Annotated in this window: 20 protein-coding genes; 11 read left to right on the top strand and 9 right to left on the bottom strand. The window is 68.8% G+C overall.

The genetic code is table 11. From position 1 onward, the window contains the following. Positions 1-49: 49 nt before the first annotated feature. The 4 genes from treY to MAY35_RS12790 all read right to left on the bottom strand — a co-directional run bounded on the left by treY (position 50) and on the right by MAY35_RS12790 (position 7,932). Positions 50-2,356: a malto-oligosyltrehalose synthase gene (treY, locus tag MAY35_RS12805; RefSeq protein ID WP_238421668.1), complete on the bottom strand. Its 2,307-nt coding sequence runs from the start codon at positions 2,354-2,356 to the stop codon at positions 50-52. Positions 2,357-2,360: 4 nt separating this feature from the next. After that, a complete protein-coding gene (gene glgX / locus MAY35_RS12800) occupies positions 2,361-4,913 on the bottom strand; it encodes a glycogen debranching protein GlgX (protein WP_238421667.1) in 2,553 nt (850 codons plus the stop codon). A 109-nt stretch (positions 4,914-5,022) separates the two neighbouring features. Beyond that, positions 5,023-7,221, bottom strand: coding sequence for an acyltransferase family protein (locus MAY35_RS12795; protein ID WP_374237951.1), 2,199 nt, complete (start codon positions 7,219-7,221; stop codon positions 5,023-5,025). A 153-nt stretch (positions 7,222-7,374) separates the two neighbouring features. Continuing rightward, positions 7,375-7,932, bottom strand: a complete 558-nt coding sequence (locus tag MAY35_RS12790) for a TetR family transcriptional regulator (protein ID WP_238421666.1) — start codon at positions 7,930-7,932, stop codon at positions 7,375-7,377. A gap of 134 nt (positions 7,933-8,066) precedes the next feature. Between MAY35_RS12790 and MAY35_RS12785 the strand changes: the two genes are divergently transcribed. The 6 genes from MAY35_RS12785 to MAY35_RS12760 are packed head-to-tail and all read left to right on the top strand — an operon-like array spanning position 8,067 to position 13,425. Further along, positions 8,067-9,401: an adenosylmethionine--8-amino-7-oxononanoate transaminase gene (locus tag MAY35_RS12785; RefSeq protein WP_238421665.1), complete on the top strand. Its 1,335-nt coding sequence runs from the start codon at positions 8,067-8,069 to the stop codon at positions 9,399-9,401. An 11-nt stretch (positions 9,402-9,412) separates the two neighbouring features. Next, the gene (locus tag MAY35_RS12780; protein ID WP_238421690.1) at positions 9,413-10,615 is read left to right on the top strand and encodes an 8-amino-7-oxononanoate synthase; all 1,203 of its coding nucleotides are present in this window, start codon (positions 9,413-9,415) and stop codon (positions 10,613-10,615) included. Continuing rightward, entirely contained in the window at positions 10,612-11,433 is an 822-nt protein-coding gene (gene bioD, locus MAY35_RS12775; protein WP_238421664.1) for an ATP-dependent dethiobiotin synthetase BioD, read from the top strand. The genes MAY35_RS12780 and bioD overlap by 4 nt, the downstream gene beginning before the upstream one ends. Positions 11,434-11,474: 41 nt before the next feature. Continuing rightward, on the top strand, positions 11,475-12,512 hold the full coding sequence (gene bioB / locus MAY35_RS12770) for a biotin synthase BioB (protein ID WP_238421663.1): 1,038 nt from the start codon (positions 11,475-11,477) through the stop codon (positions 12,510-12,512). A gap of 32 nt (positions 12,513-12,544) precedes the next feature. Then, a complete protein-coding gene (locus MAY35_RS12765; RefSeq protein ID WP_238421662.1) occupies positions 12,545-12,784 on the top strand; it encodes a hypothetical protein in 240 nt (79 codons plus the stop codon). After that, positions 12,781-13,425, top strand: coding sequence for a DUF2567 domain-containing protein (locus MAY35_RS12760; protein ID WP_238421661.1), 645 nt, complete (start codon positions 12,781-12,783; stop codon positions 13,423-13,425). Before MAY35_RS12765 ends, MAY35_RS12760 begins: the two co-directional genes overlap by 4 nt. Here MAY35_RS12760 and MAY35_RS12755 read toward each other — a convergent pair. Further along, positions 13,388-14,107, bottom strand: a complete 720-nt coding sequence (locus tag MAY35_RS12755) for an NUDIX hydrolase (RefSeq protein ID WP_238421660.1) — start codon at positions 14,105-14,107, stop codon at positions 13,388-13,390. The two genes, MAY35_RS12760 and MAY35_RS12755, sit on opposite strands and share 38 nt — an antisense overlap. A gap of 56 nt (positions 14,108-14,163) precedes the next feature. Next, positions 14,164-14,937 carry a type I methionyl aminopeptidase gene (map, locus tag MAY35_RS12750; protein ID WP_238421659.1) on the bottom strand — a complete coding sequence of 258 codons (774 nt, stop codon included), beginning with the start codon at positions 14,935-14,937 and terminating at the stop codon, positions 14,164-14,166. A gap of 134 nt (positions 14,938-15,071) precedes the next feature. On the opposite strand from map, the gene MAY35_RS12745 reads away from it, so the two are divergent. The 4 genes from MAY35_RS12745 to nadC all read left to right on the top strand — a co-directional run bounded on the left by MAY35_RS12745 (position 15,072) and on the right by nadC (position 18,028). Further along, complete coding sequence (locus MAY35_RS12745) at positions 15,072-15,332, top strand: helix-turn-helix domain-containing protein (RefSeq protein WP_238421658.1); 261 nt, start codon at positions 15,072-15,074, stop codon at positions 15,330-15,332. Next, positions 15,329-15,865 carry a DUF1990 family protein gene (locus tag MAY35_RS12740; protein ID WP_238421657.1) on the top strand — a complete coding sequence of 179 codons (537 nt, stop codon included), beginning with the start codon at positions 15,329-15,331 and terminating at the stop codon, positions 15,863-15,865. Before MAY35_RS12745 ends, MAY35_RS12740 begins: the two co-directional genes overlap by 4 nt. Positions 15,866-16,052: 187 nt before the next feature. Beyond that, positions 16,053-17,120 (top strand): quinolinate synthase NadA, encoded by a 1,068-nt coding sequence (gene nadA, locus MAY35_RS12735; protein WP_238421656.1) that lies wholly within the window; start codon positions 16,053-16,055, stop codon positions 17,118-17,120. Next, entirely contained in the window at positions 17,117-18,028 is a 912-nt protein-coding gene (gene nadC / locus MAY35_RS12730) for a carboxylating nicotinate-nucleotide diphosphorylase (RefSeq protein ID WP_245403982.1), read from the top strand. Before nadA ends, nadC begins: the two co-directional genes overlap by 4 nt. A gap of 4 nt (positions 18,029-18,032) precedes the next feature. On the opposite strand, the gene MAY35_RS12725 is transcribed toward nadC, so the two are convergent. The 3 genes from MAY35_RS12725 to MAY35_RS12715 all read right to left on the bottom strand — a co-directional run bounded on the left by MAY35_RS12725 (position 18,033) and on the right by MAY35_RS12715 (position 20,732). Further along, the gene (locus tag MAY35_RS12725; protein WP_238421654.1) at positions 18,033-18,353 is read right to left on the bottom strand and encodes a hypothetical protein; all 321 of its coding nucleotides are present in this window, start codon (positions 18,351-18,353) and stop codon (positions 18,033-18,035) included. Positions 18,354-18,455: 102 nt separating this feature from the next. Continuing rightward, complete coding sequence (locus MAY35_RS12720; protein WP_238421653.1) at positions 18,456-20,072, bottom strand: HNH endonuclease signature motif containing protein; 1,617 nt, start codon at positions 20,070-20,072, stop codon at positions 18,456-18,458. A 204-nt stretch (positions 20,073-20,276) separates the two neighbouring features. Further along, positions 20,277-20,732, bottom strand: a complete 456-nt coding sequence (locus MAY35_RS12715) for a hemerythrin domain-containing protein (RefSeq protein WP_238421652.1) — start codon at positions 20,730-20,732, stop codon at positions 20,277-20,279. 158 nt (positions 20,733-20,890) lie between these two features. Here MAY35_RS12715 and hisD point away from each other — a divergent pair, with 158 nt between their 5' ends. After that, positions 20,891-22,234, top strand: a complete 1,344-nt coding sequence (gene hisD / locus MAY35_RS12710; protein ID WP_238421651.1) for a histidinol dehydrogenase — start codon at positions 20,891-20,893, stop codon at positions 22,232-22,234. Positions 22,235-22,242 lie beyond the last annotated feature (8 nt).

Genomic DNA, 22,242 nt, shown 5'->3' with positions numbered 1-22,242 from the left:
GGGTGGTGCGTGAGTTCGTCTGTCGAGGGGTCTGTCGGGGGGGCTGTGCTCAGTCCCGCACGAGAATCGCCACCGGATGCGTCTGCCGGGCGGTGGCCAGGTCGACGGTTCCGTCGTGGACCGCGCCCGTTCGCACGTCGCGCCACCGCGATCCGGCGGGCAACCCGATCGTCGTCGCGCCCGCCGAGGCGGCGTCGAGGCTGTGGGTGTAGCGGGCGGTGATCGTCACCACCGTCGCCGCGTCGGCGGTGCCCCGAGCGAAGGCGATCACGTGATCGGATGCCGGGCCGTCGGCGTCCAGCCCGCGGTAGGTGCCCGCGGTACCGAACGCGTCCGGATGGGCGGCGCGGGTCGTCAGCGCCGACCGGACGAGGTGCGATTTCGGATGGTCGAGGGACCGGCCGAAATCCACCGGTCGTCGATTGTCCGGGTCGACGAGTGAGTCCTCCCACCACTCGGTGCCCTGGTAGATGTCGGGCACCCCGGGAGCCAGGATGGCTATCGCCTTGCGTGCGAGGGCTTCTTGCTCCCAAGCCGATGTCACACGCCGGACGAGTTCGGTGACCTCGGCCGCGACGGGACCTGTCGTGACCTGATCGATCCACGTGTGCACCGCGGTCTCGAAGTCCTCGTCGACATCGGTCCACGTGGTGCGCAGACCGGCTTCGCGTGTGGCTTTGCGGGCGTACTCGACGAGCCTGTCACGCAACTCGTCGGTGATCTCCCCGTCGGCGGGCCAGACCCCGAAGACGTTCTGTAGCAGGAAATAACAGGTGAAGTCGTCGGGGATGTCGGTGTCGCGCCACACCGTCTCGACGAGTCGCGACCACCGGTCGGGAACCTGTGAGAGAACCGCGATACGGGCGCGCACGTCTTCGCCGCGTTTGGTGTCGTGGGTCGACGACGCGGTCATGGCGAGCGGCCAGTGTTCGGCGCGTTCGGTGTAGTGCTGGTGGAACTCTCGGATCGACAGGATCGGGTTCGCCGGGTCGCCTCCGACTTCTTGTGCGGACACGAGGCGCGCCGTGCGGTAGAACAGGCTGTCCTCGACGCTCTTCGCGGTCACCGCACCGCATGTCTGCGCGAGTCGCGAGGTGGCGGCGCCGGGAACCGCAGTCGCGCGGACGATGAGGTCCAGCGCCGCGCTGAGCTCGGGGTTCTGGTCGGCGATCCGGGTGGCGACGGCCACCAGTCGCGGCCGCAACGACGGATAGTCGGCTCGGTACACGCCGAGTGCGGCGATCAGTTCGGCGCAGGCCGCGGCGATGTCGTCTCGATCGGCCGAGGGGTCGGAGTCGGCGACGGCGCGGACGAGTCGCCTGAGCTCGGTCGGGAAGGACTCGCGCAGCGTCGTGAGCTTGCGCTGGTGCTCGGCGGCCTCGATCCATCGCCCGTCACCGGTCTCGCCGGTGATCCGCTCGTGCAGTTCGGTCAGCTGCATCACCCCGGACGGTGCGACGAACAGCGCGTCGATGATCCGCATCTGGTCGTACCCGGTTGTTCCCTCCACCGGCAGAGTCGGCTCGAGGGGCTCATCGGGGCCGAGGATCTTCTCGATGTAGAGCAGGCGGTCGTCCCCGACATCGGCCCGCAGGCGTCGTAGGTAGTCCTGGGGATCCCAGAGGCCGTCCGGGTGGTCCACACGGACCCCGTCGATGAGGTCGGCGTCGAGTAGATCGCGGAGCCAGCCGTGGGTCGCGTCGTACACCTCGGGGACCTCTTGACGGAGTCCGGCGAGCTCGTTGACCGTGAAGAACCGGCGGTAGCCGATGAGTCCGCTGTTCCAGGGAACGAGCCGATAGTGCTGGCGGTCGTGCACCTGCACCGCGGTGCCGTCACCGGTGCCCGGTGCGACCGGGAACGCGTGGTCGTAGTAGCGGAGATGCCCGTCGGCGTCGATCTCGAGAGGACTCAGATCGCCGTCGGCGGCCACGACGGGCAGGGCGATCTTGCCGCCCACCCCGTTGTCGTCGGTGAAGTCGACGTCGAAGTAGGTGGCGTACTCCGAATCCCGGCCGTGGCGAAGGAGATCGGCGAACCACGGGTTGGCGAGGGCGTCGGCGACCCCGGTGTGGTTCGGCACGATGTCGATGATCAGGCCGAGTCCGCGGGCGGTCGCCGCGGCCCGCAGTTCCCGCAGCCCGTCGAGGCCACCGAGTGCGGGTGCGACCGCGGGTGGAGGCAGCCAGTCGTACCCGTGCGTCGATCCGGCCGACGCCGTGCCGATCGGGGAGAGGTAGACGTGACTCACCCCGAGTTCGACGAGATGGTCGAGTACGGCGGCGGCATCGGCGAAGTCGAAGTCGCTGTGCAGTTGAAGACGGTAGGTCGCTCGCGGCTCCGGGCGCGTGGTCATCTGGTCAGGACGTCTTTCGCAAGACCAACACCGAGCGTCCGCCTACAGAGACGGCCTGTCCCGCCTCCGCGGTCAGTTCGGTCTCGCCGGTGGGATGGGTGGTGTCGAGCTCGCCGACCCACTCGGTGCCGTACCACTCCGGCGGCAGGGCGAACTCGAGGTCCTCGTAGTGGGCGTTGAAGCAGATGAAGAACGAATCGTCGACGACCGGTTCGCCGCGTTCGTCCTTCTCACCGAGGCCGTTCCCGTTCAGGAAGACCGCGAGGCTCTTGCCGAACCCGCTGTCCCAGTCCTCGGCGGTCATCTCCTCGCCGGCAGGGGTCAGCCATGCGATGTCGAGAGCCTGGTCGCCCCATCGGATCGGCTTGCCGCCGAAGAACTTCCGCCGGCGGAACACCGGGTGGTGGGTGCGCAGCGCGATGGCCTTGCGGGTGAACTCGAGCAGGTCGGCGTTCTCCTCGGCCAGGGTCCAGTCCATCCAGGACAGTTCGGAGTCCTGGCAGTAGACGTTGTTGTTGCCCTGCTGCGTACGGCCGATCTCGTCACCGTGCGCGAGCATGGGGGTGCCCTGGGAAAGGAACAGCGTCGCCAGGACGTTGCGTTGCTGGCGTGCCCGCAGCGCGTTGATCTCCGGATCGTCGGTCGGCCCCTCGACCCCGCAGTTCCAGGACCGGTTGTGGCTTTCGCCGTCCCGATTGTCCTCGCCGTTGGCCGCATTGTGTTTCTCGTTGTAGGACACCAGGTCCCGCAAGGTGAAACCGTCGTGTGCGATGACGAAGTTGATGCTGGCGAGCGGGCGTCGCCCGGTGGCCTCGTACAGATCCGACGACCCGGTCAACCGCGAGGCGAACTCACCCAGCGTCGACGGTTCACCGCGCCAGTAGTCGCGCATGGTGTCGCGGTACTTGCCGTTCCACTCGGTCCACAGCGGGGGGAAGTTGCCGACCTGGTAACCGCCCTCGCCGACGTCCCACGGCTCGGCGATGAGCTTGACCTGGCTGACGACCGGATCCTGTTGCACCAGATCGAAGAACGCTGACAATCGGTCGACGTCGTGCAGCTCGCGAGCGAGCGTCGAGGCGAGATCGAATCGGAAACCGTCGACATGCATCTCGAGGATCCAGTACCGCAGCGAATCCATGATGAGCTGCAGCGTGTGCGGGTGACGACCGTTGAGGCTGTTACCGGTTCCCGTGTAGTCCATGTACATCTCGGGTTCGCCGTCGACGAGACGGTAATAGGCCGCGTTGTCGATGCCGCGGAACGACACGGTCGGACCCAGATGGTTGCCCTCGGCGGTGTGGTTGTAGACCACATCGAGGATGACTTCGATGCCCGCGTTGTGGAACTCGCGCACCATCGCCTTGAACTCGGTGACCGCGCTGGCCGGCTGGTCCGGGTTCGACGAGTATTCGATGTGGGGTGCCAGGAACCCGAAGGTGTTGTAGCCCCAGTAGTTCCGGAGTCCCTTGTCGCGCAGCACGAAGTCCTGCATGAACTGGTGGACCGGCATGAGCTCGATGGCGGTGATCCCGAGGGACTGGAGATGCTCGATGATCACGGGGTGGCACAGTCCCGCGTACGTGCCGCGCAGGTGCTCGGGTATGCCGGGATGCGTGGCGGTCATGCCCTTGACGTGGGCTTCGTAGATCACGGTCTGGTGGTACGGACGGTTGGGAGCGCGATCGTTCTGCCAGTCGAAGTACGGGTTGATGACCACCGACAGCATCGTGTGACCGAGCGAGTCCAGCTGGGGCATCGGATTCGGCTCGGGTTCGGGGGCCTCCTGCGGCTGGGCGGGTTCGGGGACGTCGCCGGACGGCTCTGCGGCGTCCGTTGCGGAATCCGCGGCGCCGTCCTGCCCGGCAGTGCCGGCGGAATCGTCCCCGCCGTCCGGGTCGGCGTCGACCTCCGGGCTGCCCTCGGCCGGGTCCTGGCCGGGTGCGGCGGACTCGGCCGTGCCGTCCTCGGGTGAACCGTCGGAGTCGTTCTCGTCGGGAGGCGTCGGCAACGGGTAGGAGAACAGCGAGGCGTCGCCGTCGAACTCCCCGTGGAATGCCTTGCCGTACGGGTCGAGCAGGAGCTTGCTCGGGTCGCAGCGGAGTCCCTGCGAGGGGTCATACGGGCCGTAGACGCGGAAGCCGTAGAACTGCCCGGGACCGATGTTGGGGAGATAGCAGTGCCAGCAGTAACCGTCCACCTCCTCGAGGCGGATGCGACGCTCCTTGCCGTCCCGATCGATCAGACACAGCTCGACTGCCTCGGCGACCTCGGAGAACAGTGAAAAGTTGGTTCCCACACCGTCATAGGTCGCGCCGAGCGGGAATGGAGTCCCCGGCCACACGGGGATGGGTTCCGGCTCGGGCTCGACGAGGACATCGGTGTGCGCGGGGTCGGCCGGTAGCTCCACCGAGCGGCCGCCTGCGTCCTCGCCCGACGGGGTGTCGGCGGCGCCGGTCGAGGTGTCCGGCTGAGGGGTCTGGGGAGAGGTGTTCGGATCGTCCGGCTGCTCACCGGGGGACGGCGGCACGGACTCACCCGCCTTCGGCGACGTCATGAGTCGACACTAGTCGCGTTGCGGCGGACGGTCATCTCGGAACGCCGGGGCGCTTCCGCGATGAGAGATGTCCCACGCGACGCCCTCGCGGGGGTTGGCCGGGCGCCGGTCAGGGTACCTGCGGGCCCGTCCACGGGAGCTGAGTCGCCATCTGCCGTCCGAGCTCGTCGGTGAGGCTGCGGACGTAGGTGGCGCTCAGGTGGTGGGGATCCTTGTAGACGGTGATGTTGCCGACGATCGCCGGGCACCGCTCGGCGTCGCAGATGCCGTCGGACATGTCCAGGGGATGGAAGTCGGGTCGGGTCGCGGCGAGGGCGGCCGCGGGATCCTCGGGAGCGAGGACGGCATCGCGGCGTGACCCGCAACTCTCGGCGTCGCCGCCGTCGGCGAGACAGATCGGGGTGTCGATCGTGCCCTTCGCGTTCTTCGGCCACGGGGTGTCGCGCATGCCGAGCACGGGGATCCCGGCGTCGAGGAAGCGATCGAAGATGGGTACGTAGTCAGGCGGTACCCAGTCGCCGGGCTCGTAGTCCCGGGGTCGGGTGGAGTTGGTGAGGACGGCATCGGGTTTGTCGGCGATGACCCGGTCGATGACGCGCTGGCCCCAGTCGTAGCACTCGGGGTAGGGGACCCCGCGCTGCTTGGGGACCGGGTTGGTCGACAGCGGACACCCCATCTTGAGGTAGGTCGTCACCTTGAAGCCGTTGCGTTTGCCGAGGATGTCGAGGGCGGAGATCCACATCTCGGCATGTGAGCCACCGGCCAGGGCGATGGTCCGGGTGGCGTTCGGGTCGCCGTAGACGCCGACATGGATGTCGTTGTCGGTGAAGTCGCTCATGTAGCCGTCGGTGGAGGTCTCCGGGAAGTCCTTGATCACGGCCAGCGCAGACGGCTGCGGGTCGACGGCGGGTACCGGCCAGCCGTCGAGCAGTGCACGCGCACCGGGGTAGGAACGCGGATCGAGGTTCTTGGTGTCGACGACGATGTTGGCGACGTGTCGTTCCCATACGGTGATCCCGATGCCGGTGACCAGGGTGGCCACCACCAGGATCGAGGTGACCACCGAGGTGTACGAGAGCCATCGGGACCGCCCGTCGCGCGTGCCACGGACGAGCGCCGACCGGTTGCCGCCACGTAGCGGATCTTCGATGTAGCGCTTGGTCAGCCAGGCGAGCCCGACCGAGACCGCGAGGATGCCCACGCCTTCGATGAAATTCGCGTGGTTCTTGTCGCGCCAGGTCAGGTAGAAGATGAGCAGCGGCCAGTGCCACAGGTAGAGCGCATAGGCAATGGTGCCGAGCCACACCGGCCAGCTGCCGGCGAGCCAGCGGTTGACGACGGGCATCTCCTGCGCGGCGGCATGGGCGCCGCTCGGTGCTTTCTGCAGGGCGGTGCCGCCGGCCCAGATGATGAGCAGCGTCGCGCCGACCGGGACGAGGGCCATCGGTCCCGGGTAGGCGTTCACGCCGTCGATCCAGAACCCGCAACTGACGATCAGTGCCAGAGCGAAGACCGTCGCGATGTTGCGCACCCAGTTGGGGACCCGCAGGGTCGGCAGCCAGATCGCCAGCAGACCACCGGCGAGCGGCTCCCACAGGCGCGACAGGGTGTCGTAGTAGTTGTAGGGCTGGTTGATCGCGAGCCCTCGATGCGCCCAGTAGAACGACACCAGCGCCACGAGCAACAGTGCACCGCCGACGACGAGTCGGATGATCCGCGGGTCGGCGAACGGCTGCGCCAGGCGGGCGCCGAGCTTGAGCAGCGCCGCGAACGCGAGTGCGACGAGGAGCGTCAGGACGAAGAACTGGCCCTGGACCGACATCGACCAGATGTGTTGCAGGGGACTGTTGGCCGAGCTCGCCGCGAGGTAGTCCTGGGAGTTCTGCGCCAGGTACCAGTTCTGGTAGTAGAGCGCGCTCGCGATGACCTCGCGTCCGACGTTGGCCCAGCGCGTCTGGGGCAGGATCAGAAGGGTGAGCAGCGTGACTGCGATCAGCACCGTGAACAGTGCCGGGAGCAGCCGCTTGAGGAGGCGTTTCAGTCGCGGCCACGGATTGAGCGTGTCCCGGAAGGTGACGTGCGGGGCCTGACTGGAGATCGCGTGGCGGAGCAGCGACCCGATGAAGAAGTAGCCGGACAACGTGAGGAAGACGTCGACTCCGCCGGAGACCTTGCCGAACCAGACGTGGAAACAGGCGACGAGGGCGATGGCGATGCCCCGCAGGCCGTCGAGGTCGGTTCGGTAGGCGGGCGTCGTCGGAGTCGAGGGCGCCGACTCCGGTGCCACCACTCGCGTCGTCGATGCCACAGAAGGTGTCTTTCCGGTCGGGGGTGGGCCGCCTCTCGCGGGGTCGGGCCGGGGCTGATCGGCTAGCAATGTACCCGCCGAAGCTGTGAAATTCCGATTCCGGCGGATGCGACACCCGGCCGATCGGGCCGCCCGGGAGCTGCCATCCGTAACCTACGCAGTCCGTCGCGTCCGGGCCCCGTCGAGGATGATCGACAGCCCGTCCCGGAACTCACCGCCGAAGTCGCGTCCCGACGGTTCGATGACACCGAGCCGTTCCATCTGCGCGCGGGTCTGTTCCTCGATGGTCAGGCCGATGACCAGCTGACACAGCGCCGTGCTCACGGCCTCGGCGTCACGGATCGACAGCCCGCCGGCGTGGCCGGCGGCGATGATGTCGGCGGTGATCGTCTTCGCGGACAGACCGCTGGCCCAGCTCGACGAGACGATCTCCGCGCTGTCGGGGACCTCGAGGAGTGCCGCCCGCATGTCGGTGGCCAGCCGGTCCAATCGGTCGTCCCATCGGATTCCGGCGTCGGGGATGGCGATCGAGCCGAGGATGTCATCGGCCAGCGCTGCGAGAAGCGTCTGCTTGTTCGGGAAGTGCCAGTACAGCGCGTTGGGCCGCACGCCGAGTTCGGTGGCCAACCGTCGCATCGACAGGTCGGCCAGGCTGTGCTCGCCGAGGATGTCGCGGGCAGCGCGGAGGACGTCGGTGCGGCTGTTGCTCACCAGCGTCAGCGTAGTGACCTCGGCGCAAGGCGCCGGAACCAGCCGCCTGTACACCGTCCAGGGTTGCCTGTACGGTGTTCAGGACTCCTGGACGCTGTCCAGGACTGCCGCCGTTGCCGAGAGGAGGGTGCACCGTGGACCCCGACGAGATCAGTCGCGTCGACGCCGAGCACATCTGGCATCCCTACGGTGCGATGCCCGCGCCCGCCAGCCCGCTGGTCGTCTCGTCCGCGTCGGGGGTTCGCCTGCAACTCGCCGACGGGCGGTCGGTCGTCGACGGGATGAGTTCCTGGTGGGCGGCGATCCACGGCTATCGGCACCCGCGCCTCGACGCCGCTGCGACCGCGCAGCTGGGCCGCATGTCGCACGTCATGTTCGGCGGCCTGACCCACGAACCCGCCGCTCGCCTCGCCCGGTTGCTGGTCGAGGTGACCCCGGCGCCGCTGCAGAAGGTCTTCTTCTGCGATTCGGGCTCGGTGTCGGTCGAGGTCGCGGTGAAGATGGCGCTGCAGTACTGGCGCAGCCGCGGGCAGTCGGGGCGTACGCGGTTGCTGACCTGGCGCGGCGGCTATCACGGCGACACTTTCACCCCGATGAGCGTCTGCGACCCCGACGGCGGGATGCACTCGATGTGGTCGGGGGTGCTGGCTCGACAGGTCTTCGTCGACGCCCCGCCCGCCGACTTCCGCCCCGAGTACGCCGCGCGTCTCGAGCAAGCGGTCCGCGAACACCGGGACGAACTCGCCGCGGTCATCGTCGAACCGATCGTGCAGGGCGCGGGCGGCATGCGTTTCCACGACGCGCAGTACCTGCGCACCCTCCGCGACATCTGCGACCGGCATGACGTCCTGCTGATCTTCGACGAGATCGCGACGGGCTTCGGCCGCACCGGCACCATGTTCGCCGCCGATGCCGCCCCCGGGTCGGCCGACCGGGCATCGACGACACCGGGTGTGTCGCCGGACATCATGTGCGTCGGCAAGGCCCTGACGGGTGGCTACATGACGCTCGCCGCCACGCTGTGCACGACCCGGATCGCCGAGGTCATCAGCGCGGGGGAGGCGGGCGGCCTCGCCCACGGGCCCACCTTCATGGCCAATCCGCTCGCCTGCGCGGTCGCGATCGCAGCGATCGAGTTGTTGCTCGAGTTCCCGTGGGCACAGCGGGTGCGCGCGATCGAACAGGGTCTGGCCGGAGGTCTGGCGCCGCTGAGGGAGGTCGACGGCGTGGTCGACGTCCGCGTGCACGGGGCCATCGGCGTCGTCGAACTCGACCGTCCGGTCGACATGGCCGCCGCCACCGAGGCCGCGGTGCATGCGGGCGTGTGGCTGCGGCCGTTCCGGAACCTGGTGTACACGATGCCGCCGTTCATCTGCTCGGACGAGGACATCGCCGTCATCGTCCGCGGGATCGGCGCCGCCGTCCGCGCGAGCGTCGGCGACCGCCGACCGGTGGGAGCAGGCGCATGACCTCCATCCAGATGCCGAGCGGTGTCGGTACCGATGGCCGCGTCGACGACGGTGAGGTCGGCGGTCAGGTCGGCGGCACTGACGTGGGGCTCGCGTGGCTGGCCGGCGCCGCACGTGACCGGCTCGAGGCCGGGCTGCATCGTGAGCCGCATGTCCGGCAGGCCGATGCCGACGAGATCAACCTCGGCTCCAACGACTACCTCGGCCTGTCGACGCACCCCGCTGTCGTCGCCGGCGCGCAGTCCGCCGCACAGCAGTGGGGCGGCGGTGCGACGGCCTCACGCCTCGTGGTCGGGACGACCAGTGCGCACACCGACCTCGAGGACGAGCTCGCCGCCTTCCTCGGTTTCCCTGCCGCACTGGCCTTCTCGTCGGGGTATCTCGCGAATGTCGGGGCGATCACCGCGCTGGCGCAGCGCGGCGACCTCATCGTGAGCGACACCGGGACGCACGCGTCGCTCATCGACGGTTGCCGGTTGTCGCGTGCCCGCGTGGTGGTCGTCGACCGCGGCGACCACGAGGCCGTCCGGTCCGCGCTGGCACAGCGCACGGAACGGCGCGCACTGGTCGTCACCGATTCGGTCTACAGCATCGACGGTGAACCGGCTCCGGTCGCCGACCTCTACGCCGCGGCGCGCGCTCATGGTGCCGTGTTGCTGGTCGACGAGGCGCATGCGCTGGGGGTTCGCGGACCCGGTGGTCGTGGGCTCCTCGCCGAGCACGGTCTGTCCGGGGCGCCCGACCTCGTGATGACGACCGTGCTGTCGAAATCTCTGGGGTCGCAGGGCGGGGTGGTGCTGGGGTCGGGACTTCTGCGGTCACATCTGATCGACTGCGCGCGCCCGTTCATCTTCGACACCGGTCTCAACCCGGCGGCGGTGGGAGCCGCGCGCGCAGCACTCGATGTCCTGCGCTCCGATCCCGGGCTGCCGGAACGGCTGCGCGACAACACCCGTCATCTCGCGCGGGCCTGCGGCGCCGACGAACCCGCCGCGGCGGTCATCTCGATCATCGTCGGTGACCCGCAGCGTGCGGTCGCGGCCGCCGCGGCGTGCCGGGCCCGAGGTGTCCTGGTCGGATGCTTCCGGCCCCCGTCCGTGCCGCCCGGTACCTCACGCCTCCGGATCACGGTGCGAGCCGATCTCGACGTCGCGACCCTCGACCATGTCGCCGGCGTGGTCGACGCGGCGCTTCGCGAGGTGGGGTCCCGATGACCGCGTCCACGCGCGGTCGCGTGCTCGCCGTCACCGGTACCTCCACCGATGTCGGCAAGACGATCGCGACCGCCGCGCTCGCCGCCGCGGCACGTGGCACTCCGCTCCCTGAGGTGCGCGGAGCTGTGCTCCCTGAGGTGCGCGGAGCGCAAGCGACGAGCCTCGAAGGGCCCACCAACCGGGTCGCCGTCTACAAACCGGTGCAGACCGGGATGGGTCCCGGCGAACCGGGGGATCTGGCCGAGGTCGTACGACTCGCCGGCGAGGTCACGACCGTGGAATCGTTCCGGTACCCGGAACCGCTCGCACCCGACACCGCCGCGCGGCGTGCCGGGATGGCGCTCGCCGATCCCGCCGCGATCGTCCGCACGGTGGACGAACTGGCCGAGTCGCATCCCCTGACCCTGGTCGAGGGAGCCGGCGGGGTGATGGTGCGGCTGGGTGAGACGGCCACGCTGCTCGACATCGCCGCCCGGACGCTCGTGCCGGCCACACCCGACGGCGTCGTCGTGGTGGTGACACCTGGTCTCGGCTCGCTCAATCATGCCGAGCTGACCGTCGATGCCGTGCGGTCGCGCGGGCTCCGACCGGCCGGCCTCGTGATCGGCTGGTGGCCGGACGATCCCGACCTCGCGATGCGCTGCAACCGCAGCGATCTGCCGCGCGTGACCGGCGTGCCCGTCGTCGGCGTCCTGCCCGCAGGCGCTGCAGCCCTGGAACCCGCGCGGTTTCGTCGGCTTGCACAGTCCTGGTTCGACCCGGACTGGCTCGCCACCACCTTGTCCGATCTTCCGGAACAGCTCGTCCGGACTTCGTAACCCGTTCCCGTCGAGGGACATACATCTCGAGGAGTACACCAGTGACCCAGGCAACCGTCGATGCCGCCGGCACGACCGAAACCGCCGACGACATCCTCGCCGTCGCCCGCGAGCAGGTGCTCGAGCGCGGCGAACCGCTCGATCAGGATCAGGTCCTGCGCGTTCTGCGCCTGCCCGACGAGCGCCTCACGGAGCTCCTGCAACTGGCGCACGACGTGCGGATGCGCTGGTGCGGACCGGAGGTCGAGGTCGAGGGCATCATCTCGCTGAAAACCGGTGGATGCCCGGAGGACTGCCACTTCTGTTCGCAGTCGGGACTGTTCGCCTCGCCGGTGCGCAGCGCCTGGATCGACATCCCGTCTCTGGTCGAGGCGGCCAAGCAGACCGCGAAGACGGGTGCGACCGAGTTCTGCATCGTGGCCGCGGTCCGCGGACCCGACAAGCGGTTGCTCAGTCAGGTCGCAGCGGGTATCGAGGCCATCCGCAACGAGGTCGACATCCAGATCGCGTGCAGTCTCGGCATGCTCACCCAGGAGCAGGTCGATCAGCTGCGCGACATGGGCGTGCACCGCTACAACCACAACCTCGAGACGGCGCGCAGCCACTTCCCGAATGTCGTGACCACCCACACCTGGGAGGAGCGGTGGGACACCCTGCGCATGATCCGCGACGCCGGCATGGAGGTCTGCTGCGGCGGCATCCTCGGCATGGGCGAGACCCTCGAGCAGCGAGCCGAGTTCGCGGCCGAGCTCGCCGAACTCGAACCCGACGAGGTGCCCCTCAACTTCCTCAATCCGCGTCCGGGAACCCCGTTCGGTGATCTCGACGTGCTGCCCGCGTCCGAGGCCCTCAAGTCGGTCGCGGCGTTCCGGCTGGCGCTGCCGCGCACGATCCTCCGGTTCGCCGGCGGGCGTGAGATCACCCTCGGTGATCTCGGTGCCAAACAGGGCATCCTCGGCGGCATCAACGCTGTCATCGTCGGCAACTACCTCACGACCCTCGGCCGGCCGGCGGAGGACGACCTCGACCTCCTCAGCGATCTGTCGATGCCGATCAAGTCGCTCAACGACACAATCTGACGGTGGGTTCCGGAGATCGGTAGCGTGTTCTCATGATCGACACCGTCCCGGGTCCTCTCGCCGAACCGTGCAGGTTCGGTGTTTACACCGGACTCGAACTGGAACTGCAGGCGCCCGAAGCGATTCCGCCGGCGGCCCGGCTCGGTCTCGAGCCGCCGCGCTTCTGCGGACAGTGCGGCCGGAGGATGGTCGTCCAGGTGCGGCCCGACGGCTGGGACGCCCGCTGCTCGCGCCATGGCACCGTCGACTCGACGGAGCTGGGTCGACGATGACCGTGCCCGACGGTCCGCAGCATCAGGAGCTGGACACCGGATCGCCGCGACGGCTGGACCGACCGCTCTCACGGCTGATCGCCGTGGCGCTCGGAGTGGTGGCGCTCGGTGCCGTCGCCGGCATCATCTGGGGGCTCCTCACCCCCGCTTCGACGGGGATCGTCGTCGAAGGTCTGCGCCGGGACGACGTCTCGACCGACTTCGGTGGGGTCGGGGCGTTCGCGCTCGTGATGTTCGCCTACGGCGGCATCGCAGCACTGGTGGTGTGGTTCGCGGCCAGGGCCTGGCGCGGGGTCAGCGGTTTCGTGTGGCCGGTACTGGCGAGCACTGCGGGTGGGGCGCTGGCGGCGGCGGTCGGCATGTGGGTTGCGGGCCTGCGTTTCCACGACGATCCGGCCTCGATGCCCGTCGAGGCGGTCTACCGCGTCGCGCCGGAGCTCTGGCTCGACGGCGGCACACGATCCGGACCCAGCGACCCGTGGACGCTGCTCATCTGCGCACCGTTCGCATTCGCGGTGGTGTACCTGGTGTGCGTGTTGTCCTCGCGGACCGCCGATCTCGGCGTCGGTGATCTCGACGAGGTGGACTGGTCGTCGAGCGACGTCACATCGGCGGACGCAGCGTCGCGAACTCGTCCGTGACGCGCAATTCCTTGTCGGCGAAGGCGTAGAGAGCCGGGGGCCGGCCACCGGAACGGCCGGTCTTGCCGACGGTTCCGGTCGCGACCACGACGGCGCGGCGACTGAGGATGCGCAGGAGGTTGGTCGTGTCGACAGGGTATCCCAGTGCGGCACAGTAGATCTCGGAGAGTTGCGACATCGGGAACCGGGCCGGCGCGAGAGCGAAGGCGATATTGGTGTAGGAGAGTTTCGCGGCCAGCCGGTGCCGGGCCGCGTGGATGATGTCCCCGTGATCGAAGGCGAGAGAGGGCAATCCGTCGACGCCGAACCAGGCGGCTCCGTCGGGCAGCGAGGCGGACGCGTCCGAGGGCACCAGACCCATGTAGGTCGACGCGATCGTGCGGACCACGGGCACCCGCCGCGGATCGGAGAACACCGACAACTGTTCGAGATGCGCTATCTCCCGGACGTCAAGGGTGTCGGCGACCAGTCGGCGGGCACTCGCCGACAGCGTCTCGTCGGTCCCGACGCCGCCTCCGGGAAGGGTCCAGCAATCGGCGGACGACCGGGACAGCAGCACACACAGCGAGGCCTGGTCGTCGGCGCCGGGCGAGGCCATCCGGATCTGGAAGACGACGCTGAGCACTTCCACCCGGAGCGTCGTGCCGTCGGCGATGGGCGGCTCGGACCCGGCGGCTGGCATGCGCTCGATTGTAGGGCCCGGCTCGCCGCATCGTGCCCGCCGGTGACGAGGTGACGCTACTGCGGTTCGTTCGACGTCAGGATCAGCGCCTCGCCGTCGGTGACCGCGATGGTGTGTTCGCTGTGGGCGCCCCGCGAACCGTCGAAAGAGCGGATGGTCCACCCGTCGGCATCGAACTTGATGCGGTCGGAGCCCAGCGTGAACCAGGGTTCCAACGCGAGGGTGAGTCCGGGGCGGAGCGTCATGCCGCGACCCGCCCTGCCCACGTTGGCCACGTGAGGGTCCTCGTGCATGGTGCGTCCGAGTCCGTGACCGCCGAACTCCGTGTTGACGCGATATCCGTACGACTTGGCGACCGCACCGATGGCGGCGGAGATGTCCCCGAGGCGGCCCTCAGGTCGTGCGGCGTCGATGGCGGCCGCCAGTGCCTCCTCGGTGGCGTCGACGAGACGTCGGTCCTCGGGTCTCGGTGTCCCGACGATGATGCTCCGGGCGGAGTCGGCCACCCAGCCGTCGATCGACACCGCGATGTCCATCGACAGCAGATCTCCGTCGGCGAGCACATGATCGTGCGGAAGGCCGTGCAGCACCGCATCGTTCACCGAGAGGCAGATGACGTTGCGGAACGGTCCGCGCCCGAAGGAGGGGGAGTAGTCCCAATAGCAGGACTGAGCACCGCGCGCGGCGATCAGCTCGCGTGCGCGTTCCTCCAGATCGAGGAGGTTCACTCCCACGTCGGCGCGGTCGGTCAAGTCGTCGAGCAGGTCGGCGATGAACCTTCCGGTCACCCCCATCGCGGCGACCTCGTCGGGTGTCTTCAGTTCGACCATCTGGTGTCCTTCGGTATGTGGTGAGCGTTGTCGAGTCGAGGCGGTATGAGTCCGGGCGCTGCCGGTCCGGGCATCGACGGTATAGAAATACCGTCGTTCCGGTATAGGTATACCGGATCGGCTACGATCGCCGCATGGTGCGTAACCCGTTGACCCCGGAACAGATCGCCGCCGGCCGCCGGCTGGGGGCTCGGTTGCGCGAGTTACGCGGGGGACGCCCGCTCGGCGATGTCGCGGTCGGCGCCGGGATCTCGCCCGAGACGCTCCGCAAGATCGAGACCGGGCGCATGCCCACACCGGCGTTCGCGACGATCGCCGCCCTCGCCAGGGCCCTCGACACCTCCCTCGACGACCTCGCCCTGGTGCTCGAGGCCGAGGTGGCACGCGCCGGATGACGACCCCGCGCCAAACGCCGGAAGGACGATCGGCCCTGACCTACCGGGAGGTCGGTGCCACGGCCGGAGAGCTGCCGGAGGGCTATCACCACGTGCGGCGCTCGCGCGTGGTCGGCACCGGACAGGACTGCTTCGTCACCGCCTCGTCGCGAATCATGAACTGGGACATGCATCGTGGTGCCGGTCTCGAGGTCGTCGCCGAACGCGACGGCGGGCTTCCGGCCGTGACGGTCGGCGCGTCGGTCACCCTGCGCCTGGGGATCGGGCGCGTGGGGCTGCCCGCACGATGCCGGGTGATCGAGGTGATCGACACCGACCGTGAGCGAGGCTTTGCCTACGGCACGCTGCCCGGGCATCCGGAGTCCGGCGAGGAGCGGTTCTGGGTGCAATGGTGCGACGACGACACGGTCGTCGGGCACATCGTCGCCTTTTCCCGGCCGGGTCGATGGTTCACCCGGCTCGGTGGCCCCATAGGCAGGTTCGTCCAGTCGAGGATGACCGACCGCTATCTCGACGCCCTCATGTGTTCCTGATCGGGCCGGTGCGCGATCACCGACGCGCCGCCGACGACCGTCGCGGGAATGCCGCCGGTGTGGCGAATGTTACGATGCATAGCGTTTTCGACCACGAGTCGAAAACCTGCCTCGGACACACGGCCCGTGATCTGGGGAACGAGCGTCCCGGAGCCGATCGTCGTTCCGGGCAGCCAGAGGAGTGGCAATGAGCATCACCAGCGATCGCCCGGCGGCCGTGACCGCGCCTGCAGTGCAGGCGCTCAACGATGCGCAGTGGTACGACGCGCCCGGCGGATACACCGGCGTCGAGCCGACCCAGGAATGGGCAGACGAGGTGCGGCGTCTCGCCAAGGCGCGCAACGCGACCCTGCTCGCCCACAATTACCAGCTCCCGGCCATCCAGGACGTGGCCGACCACGTGGGCGACTCCCTCGCGCTGTCGCGGATCGCGGCCGAGGTCGACTCGGACGAGATCATCTTCTGCGGCGTCCACTTCATGGCGGAGACCGCCAAGATCCTCAGCCCGGAGAAGCGTGTCCTGATCCCCGACGAGCGTGCCGGTTGCTCGCTGGCCGACTCGATCACCGCCGACGAACTGCGCGCCTGGAAGGCCGAGTTCCCCGACGCGCTCGTGGTGTCCTACGTCAACACGACCGCCGAGGTGAAGGGGCTCACCGACATCTGCTGCACGTCGTCGAATGCCGTCGACGTGGTGGCCTCGATCGATCCCGATCGCGACGTCCTGTTCCTGCCCGATCAGTTCCTCGGCGCACACGTCAAGCGTGAGACCGGCCGCGACAACATCCACATCTGGGCGGGCGAGTGCCACGTCCACGCCGGCATCAACGGTGATGAGCTGACCGCGCAGGCGAACGCCCACCCCGACGCCGACCTGTTCATCCACCCGGAGTGCGGCTGCGCGACGTCGGCGCTGTACCTGGCGGGCGAGGGTTTCGTGCCCGAGGAGAAGGTGAAGATCCTCTCGACCGGAGGCATGCTCGATGCGGCCCGCAAGACGGGTGCCAAGCAGGTCCTGGTCGCCACCGAGGTCGGGATGCTGCACCAGTTGCGCAAGGCCGCCCCGGGTGTCGACTTCCAGGCCGTCAACGACCGCGCGTCGTGCCCCTACATGAAGATGATCACCCCCGCCGCCATGCTCCGGTGCCTGCGGGAGGGTCGCGACGAGGTCTTCGTCGACGCCGATGTCGCCGAGAAGGCGCGCAAGAGCGTCGAGCGGATGATCGCGATCGGCAACCCCGGCTCGGGCGAATGAGCGCTGGCGTGAGCGACGATTTCGTCGGTCAGGCCGCGGGCGGCGAACTCGGAGTCGCGGTCACCGACGAGGTCCGCGCGTTGATCCGGACCGCCCTCGACGAGGATCTGCGGTACGGACCAGACGTCACGACCGCGTCCACGGTGCCCGCCGACGCGGTCGTCGACGCGGCGATCGTCAGTCGCGCGCACGGCGTCATCGCCGGTGTCCCCGTCGTCGAGGCGGTCTTCGACGAGGTGATCGGCGCGGGCGAGTACACGATCAGGACCCGGGTCGACGACGGCAGCCGCGTCGAACCGGGCACCGTCGTACTGTCCGTGCACGCCCCGACGCGCGCGCTGCTGACCGCGGAACGCACTGCGCTGAACCTGATCTCGCACATGTCGGGGATCGCGACGGCCACCGCGGCCTGGGTTTCGGCCGTCGAGGAGACGGGCGCGAGGATCCGGGATTCGCGCAAGACGCTGCCCGGAATGCGTCACCTGCAGAAGTACGCGGTGCGGGCAGGCGGGGGAGTCAACCATCGCATGGGTCTCGGCGACGCGGCGCTCATCAAGGACAACCACGTCGCCGCAGCCGGTTCGGTCGCGGCGGCGCTGCGAGCGGTGCGGGACGCGGCGCCCGGGCTGCCGGTCGAGGTGGAGGTGGACTCGCTGTCGCAGCTCGACGAGGTCCTCGAACTGAGGCCACAGCTGGTCCTGCTCGATAATTTCGAGCCGTGGGAGACGCAGATGGCCGTCCAGCGACGCAACACGCGCTCGCCGGAGACCAAATTGGAGAGCTCCGGTGGCCTGTCGCTCGACGTCGCCATCGACTATGCCCGCACCGGCGTCGACTACCTCGCGGTCGGTGCGCTGACCCATTCGGTCACCGTGCTCGACCTCGGGTTGGACATCCCCGCGCCCTGAGAGATCAGCTGCCCGGATCGCCGGTCCGGACATCGACCTCGAACACCTCGGTACGGGCGATGACCCGGTCCCGTTCGTCGGCGAGCGCCGTGCGACGCGGATCGGCGAGATAGGCGTCGAGTGCACCGCGGTCGGCGAGACGCAAGATCTGCACCTCGTGCGGCGTACCGCCCTGTCCGTCGCCGATCACCCGGCTGAGCACGACACCGTCGTGCTCGGGAAGCAGATCGAGAACGGTGTCCTCGTAGCGGGTCAGGGCACCGGCCGCGTCGTCGTGCGCCCAGAGCAGGCAGCAGACGTGTAGCGGCTTGTGAGGTTCGGGCACGGACCGGAGGCTATCGAAGTGAGCCGCAGGTGGCGACGGAATTGTCGCGCCGCGGTCGGGTCGTTGAGGTTCGTTGGTGGTGGGTGTCGCTCCGGGCACAGGTCAGAGGGTGGCGAGGAGCGTCGTGAGATGCGCCTCCACGAGGGACGGGCGAGGCGTCGGTGGTCCGGGTCGGGGTGGTCGGACGTCGATGACGTGGCTGATGTTCAGGCGCAGGTCATCTGGGCGTGCGTCATGGCCGGACGGCGTTGGTGGTCCGTGGATCTCGTCGCGCACGGTGTTGAGGTGGTGGGCGAACCACCGGGGTATGTCGGGTCGGCGGTTGATGTGTTCGGGGTTGGGTGGCGCGCCGGGTTCGGCATTCAACCTCCAGACGCAGCGGCCTTCGTCGGGTCCGGACCGTTCGATCCGGGTGGTGTACTGCCCGGGCTGATCACCGACCATCCGATTGTGCCGCGGACAGGCCGGGGCGAGGTCGTCGATGTCGGTGAGACCACCCTTGGCCCAGTCTTTCTGGGCGTGGTGGAGTTCGACGTGGGTGGCGGGCTGATCACAACCGGGCGCCGAGCACACCTCACCGTCGGGGCGGGCGAAGGAAGCGAGGCGTTGTGCACGGGTGGCCAGACGTCTGCCGCGTCCGAAGTGCAGCGGCACCGCGGTGGCGTCTTTGAAGATCGCCAGCCACGGCTGAACGTCGGCGGCCATCGCGATCAAGTCGGGGATGGGCAGCAGGGTTCCGGTGGCGGTCGTGGCCAGCCCGGCTTCGCGGATCAGGTCGTTCAGGTCGGCTTTGATGATCAGCTGCACGGGCAGCCCGCGGTGAGACTTGCCGAGCAGTCCGTCTTCGAGCACCGCTTTCAGCAGGGCATTGAGTGCGTCGTGGTTGATCTGGGCGGGCGTGCGGTCGTCGCGGTCGGCTGCTGCAGCCAGGGCGTCGGGGTCGGCGTCCTCGACTGACCCGGTGGGCGAATACGGATCGTTGGGGTTGTTCATTCCGGGCTTGGCCCAGACGGCAAGCAACATGGTCACCCGGGCAGCCAACTCGGGGGTGAGGGTGGCTGTCATCTTCGCGGTGCCGTCGGCTCGTTGGCGGTTGACCCATAGGTTGCGGCGCCGTTTACGGTCGGAGTCGTCGGCCAGGGTGCCGTCGGGGTCGAGGTGGGCGAGCAACCGCGCACCGAGTTGGGTGATGTCGGCAGGGGTGTGATCGGCGGCGATCTCGGCCATCTGTCGTTCGGCGGCGACTTTCACGTCGTGGGCGACGGCCAGTGGGATGCGGTCGAGGACGTCGAGGGCGGCCTGGACGTGGGCGGTCCCGACCGTTCCTGCGGCGAATGCTGCGGCCAGGGTGGGGTGTTCGGGTTCGAGGCGGTCGCCGCTGAGGCACGTGAGCGTGGCGGTGGCGTTGAGGTGCTTGCGCCGCCGAACCGGGTTGGTGACGCGGAGTCGGTGGTTCATGAACTGGATGAGGGTGCGGTACCCGGTCTTGCGTGGCAGGTCACGACCCTCGACTTCGGCGACTTGCCGGTCACCGGCGTAGGTGGTTCGGGCGATGGCGCGTTCGGTCGCGGCGGCGACCTCGATCAATTCTTCGTCGGTGCACGGAGACAGATTGACGGTCTGCAGTTCGTCGAGGATCGCATGCAGCTCGGCCACCAGCTCGACGGCACGCGGTTGGGGCGCAGCCGAATCATCGACGACAGATGTGATGTCGGCCATGACGGTTACCTCCCCTGAGAACCGTTGCTGCGAATGTACGTTCGAGTGTACCCGAGAATCGGGTAACGGAGAATTCGAAATATGTTGTCGCGCAGAGCTTTCACTCAATCTGGGGCGGTGGGAGCTGTCGGTGTCGTGTGGTAGGCGCCATCTGGTCAGCCCGGCGACCAACTTCAGGCCGGCGTGTGGGTACCCTCCCGACGCCTACACGCCGTGGTCGAGCAGTTTCTCCCCGGGATGCGCCTGCTGCCAGGCGACGATCGCGGCATCCCACTGATCGCCGTCGAGGGTCGTCACCGACGCAGGGAACAGCGCGTCCTCCTCTTTCGCGATGTGCTGGTGGAGCCCGTCGACCTCGCGTCGGAACCGGTCGCGGTCGGCAGGATCGGACAGGTCCATCGACGTCAGGAACGCGTCGAGCTCCCGGTGCTCGGCGATGAGCGGGTCGATGTACCCGGCGAAGAGGTCCCGGTCGGTGTCGAGCAACTGGACGAACAACCCGTCTTCCTCGCCCCGCCAGTGTGACCGCAGTTCGACGACGAGCCGGTCCGCGAGCCGGCGGGCGGTGTCACGGTCGTCGGCATCGAGCGCCCGCACGGCGTCGCCGCCGAGGTTCACGGCCCGTTCGTGTTCGGCGGTGTAGTCGCGGAGCAACGGCATGTCCCGGCACCCGCAGTATTGGCACACTGTCGCGTCCTCACGGTCGTGGGCGATTCCGTTGTCCAGCGTAGAAGAACCGTCGCACCACCCGCACCAGAAACCCACTGGCATCCGACACGTATCCTTGTCGGGTAAATCCGCAGCCACCAGGAGAGATCATGCTCGCCCGAATTGACCTGCGCGGTAGCACGCCGACGCTCGCCGAGTTGCGTCGTGCGCTGCCCCGCGGGGGTACCGACGTCAATGCCGTCCTCGACACGGTGACGCCGGTGGTGCATGCGGTGGCCGAGAACGGCACCGAGGCCGCACTCGACTTCGGCGAGAAGTTCGACGGCGTCCGCCCCGCATCCGTCCGGGTGCCCGCCCAGGTCATCGCCGACGCGCTCGCCGAGCTCGACCCGCAGGTCGCCGACGCCCTGCGCGAATCCATCCGGCGCGCGCGCACGGTCCACGCCGACCAGCGTCGCGAGACCACGCGCACGCAGGTCGTCGACGGCGGCGTCGTGAGCGAGAAGTGGATTCCGGTCCGCCGCGTCGGTCTGTACGTTCCCGGCGGCAACGCGGTGTACCCGTCGTCGGTCATCATGAACGTCGTGCCCGCCCAGGAGGCCGGGGTCGGCTCGCTGGTCGTCGCGTCGCCGCCGCAGAAGGACTTCGGCGGCTGGCCGCACCCGACGATTCTCGCCGCCTGCGCGCTCCTCGACGTCGACGAGGTGTGGGCCGTCGGCGGCGCCCAGGGGGTGGCCCTGCTCGCCTACGGAGGTCACGACACCGAGGCCGCCGACGCGCCGAACTCCGTCCTCGACCCGGTCGACCTCATCACCGGGCCGGGCAACATCTATGTCACCGCCGCCAAGCGGCTCTGCCGCAGCGTGGTGGGCATCGACTCCGAAGCCGGACCGACCGAGATCGCGATCCTCGCCGACGATTCGGCCGATCCCGGCATCCTCGCCTCGGACCTCATCAGCCAGGCCGAACACGACGTGCTGGCGGCCTCGGTGCTCGTCACCGACAGCGCCGAACTCGCCGACGCCGTCGACGCCGCGCTCGACACCCAGGTCGCGGCCACCAAACACCGGGAGCGTGTGCTCACCGCGCTGTCGGGGGAGCAGTCGGGCGTCGTTCTCGTCGACGATCTCGACGCCGGACTCGCGGTCGTGGACGCCTACGCGGCCGAACACCTCGAGATCCAGACGCGCGACGCCGCCGCGGTCGCCGACCGCGTGCACAACGCGGGCGCGATCTTCGTCGGCCCGTACGCCCCGGTGAGTCTCGGTGACTACTGCGCCGGCTCCAATCACGTTCTGCCGACGTCGGGTTCGGCGCGCTTCGCCTCGGGTCTCTCGGTGCAGACGTTCCTCAAGGGCGTCCACGTCATCGACTACGACGAAGCCGCGCTGCGCGAGGTCGCCGACAAGGTGGTGACCCTGGCCGACGCCGAGGACCTGCCCGGTCACGGCGACGCGGTCAAGCAGCGTTTCGTGGGGAGCGCGGGCCGGTGACGGCGGCC

The organism is Gordonia sp. 'Campus' (assembly GCF_022206305.1).
Classification (GTDB): domain Bacteria; phylum Actinomycetota; class Actinomycetes; order Mycobacteriales; family Mycobacteriaceae; genus Gordonia.
Note: the sequence above shows the minus strand (reverse complement) of the source record. Positions and strands in the feature narration are given on the sequence as shown.

Excerpts from the sequence above, each read along its gene's own strand:
- treY (WP_238421668.1), bottom strand. The coding sequence starts at position 2,356 with ATGACCACGCGCCCGGAGCCGCGAGCGACCTACCGTCTTCAACTGCAC.
- glgX (WP_238421667.1), bottom strand. The coding sequence starts at position 4,913 with ATGACGTCGCCGAAGGCGGGTGAGTCCGTGCCGCCGTCCCCCGGTGAG.
- MAY35_RS12780 (WP_238421690.1), top strand. The coding sequence starts at position 9,413 with ATGCCGAGCGGTGTCGGTACCGATGGCCGCGTCGACGACGGTGAGGTC.
- bioD (WP_238421664.1), top strand. The coding sequence starts at position 10,612 with ATGACCGCGTCCACGCGCGGTCGCGTGCTCGCCGTCACCGGTACCTCC.
- MAY35_RS12765 (WP_238421662.1), top strand. The coding sequence starts at position 12,545 with ATGATCGACACCGTCCCGGGTCCTCTCGCCGAACCGTGCAGGTTCGGT.
- MAY35_RS12760 (WP_238421661.1), top strand. The coding sequence starts at position 12,781 with ATGACCGTGCCCGACGGTCCGCAGCATCAGGAGCTGGACACCGGATCG.
- MAY35_RS12755 (WP_238421660.1), bottom strand. The coding sequence starts at position 14,107 with ATGCCAGCCGCCGGGTCCGAGCCGCCCATCGCCGACGGCACGACGCTC.
- map (WP_238421659.1), bottom strand. The coding sequence starts at position 14,937 with ATGGTCGAACTGAAGACACCCGACGAGGTCGCCGCGATGGGGGTGACC.
- MAY35_RS12745 (WP_238421658.1), top strand. The coding sequence starts at position 15,072 with ATGGTGCGTAACCCGTTGACCCCGGAACAGATCGCCGCCGGCCGCCGG.
- MAY35_RS12740 (WP_238421657.1), top strand. The coding sequence starts at position 15,329 with ATGACGACCCCGCGCCAAACGCCGGAAGGACGATCGGCCCTGACCTAC.
- nadA (WP_238421656.1), top strand. The coding sequence starts at position 16,053 with ATGAGCATCACCAGCGATCGCCCGGCGGCCGTGACCGCGCCTGCAGTG.
- nadC (WP_245403982.1), top strand. The coding sequence starts at position 17,117 with ATGAGCGCTGGCGTGAGCGACGATTTCGTCGGTCAGGCCGCGGGCGGC.
- MAY35_RS12720 (WP_238421653.1), bottom strand. The coding sequence starts at position 20,072 with ATGGCCGACATCACATCTGTCGTCGATGATTCGGCTGCGCCCCAACCG.
- MAY35_RS12715 (WP_238421652.1), bottom strand. The coding sequence starts at position 20,732 with ATGCCGTTGCTCCGCGACTACACCGCCGAACACGAACGGGCCGTGAAC.
- hisD (WP_238421651.1), top strand. The coding sequence starts at position 20,891 with ATGCTCGCCCGAATTGACCTGCGCGGTAGCACGCCGACGCTCGCCGAG.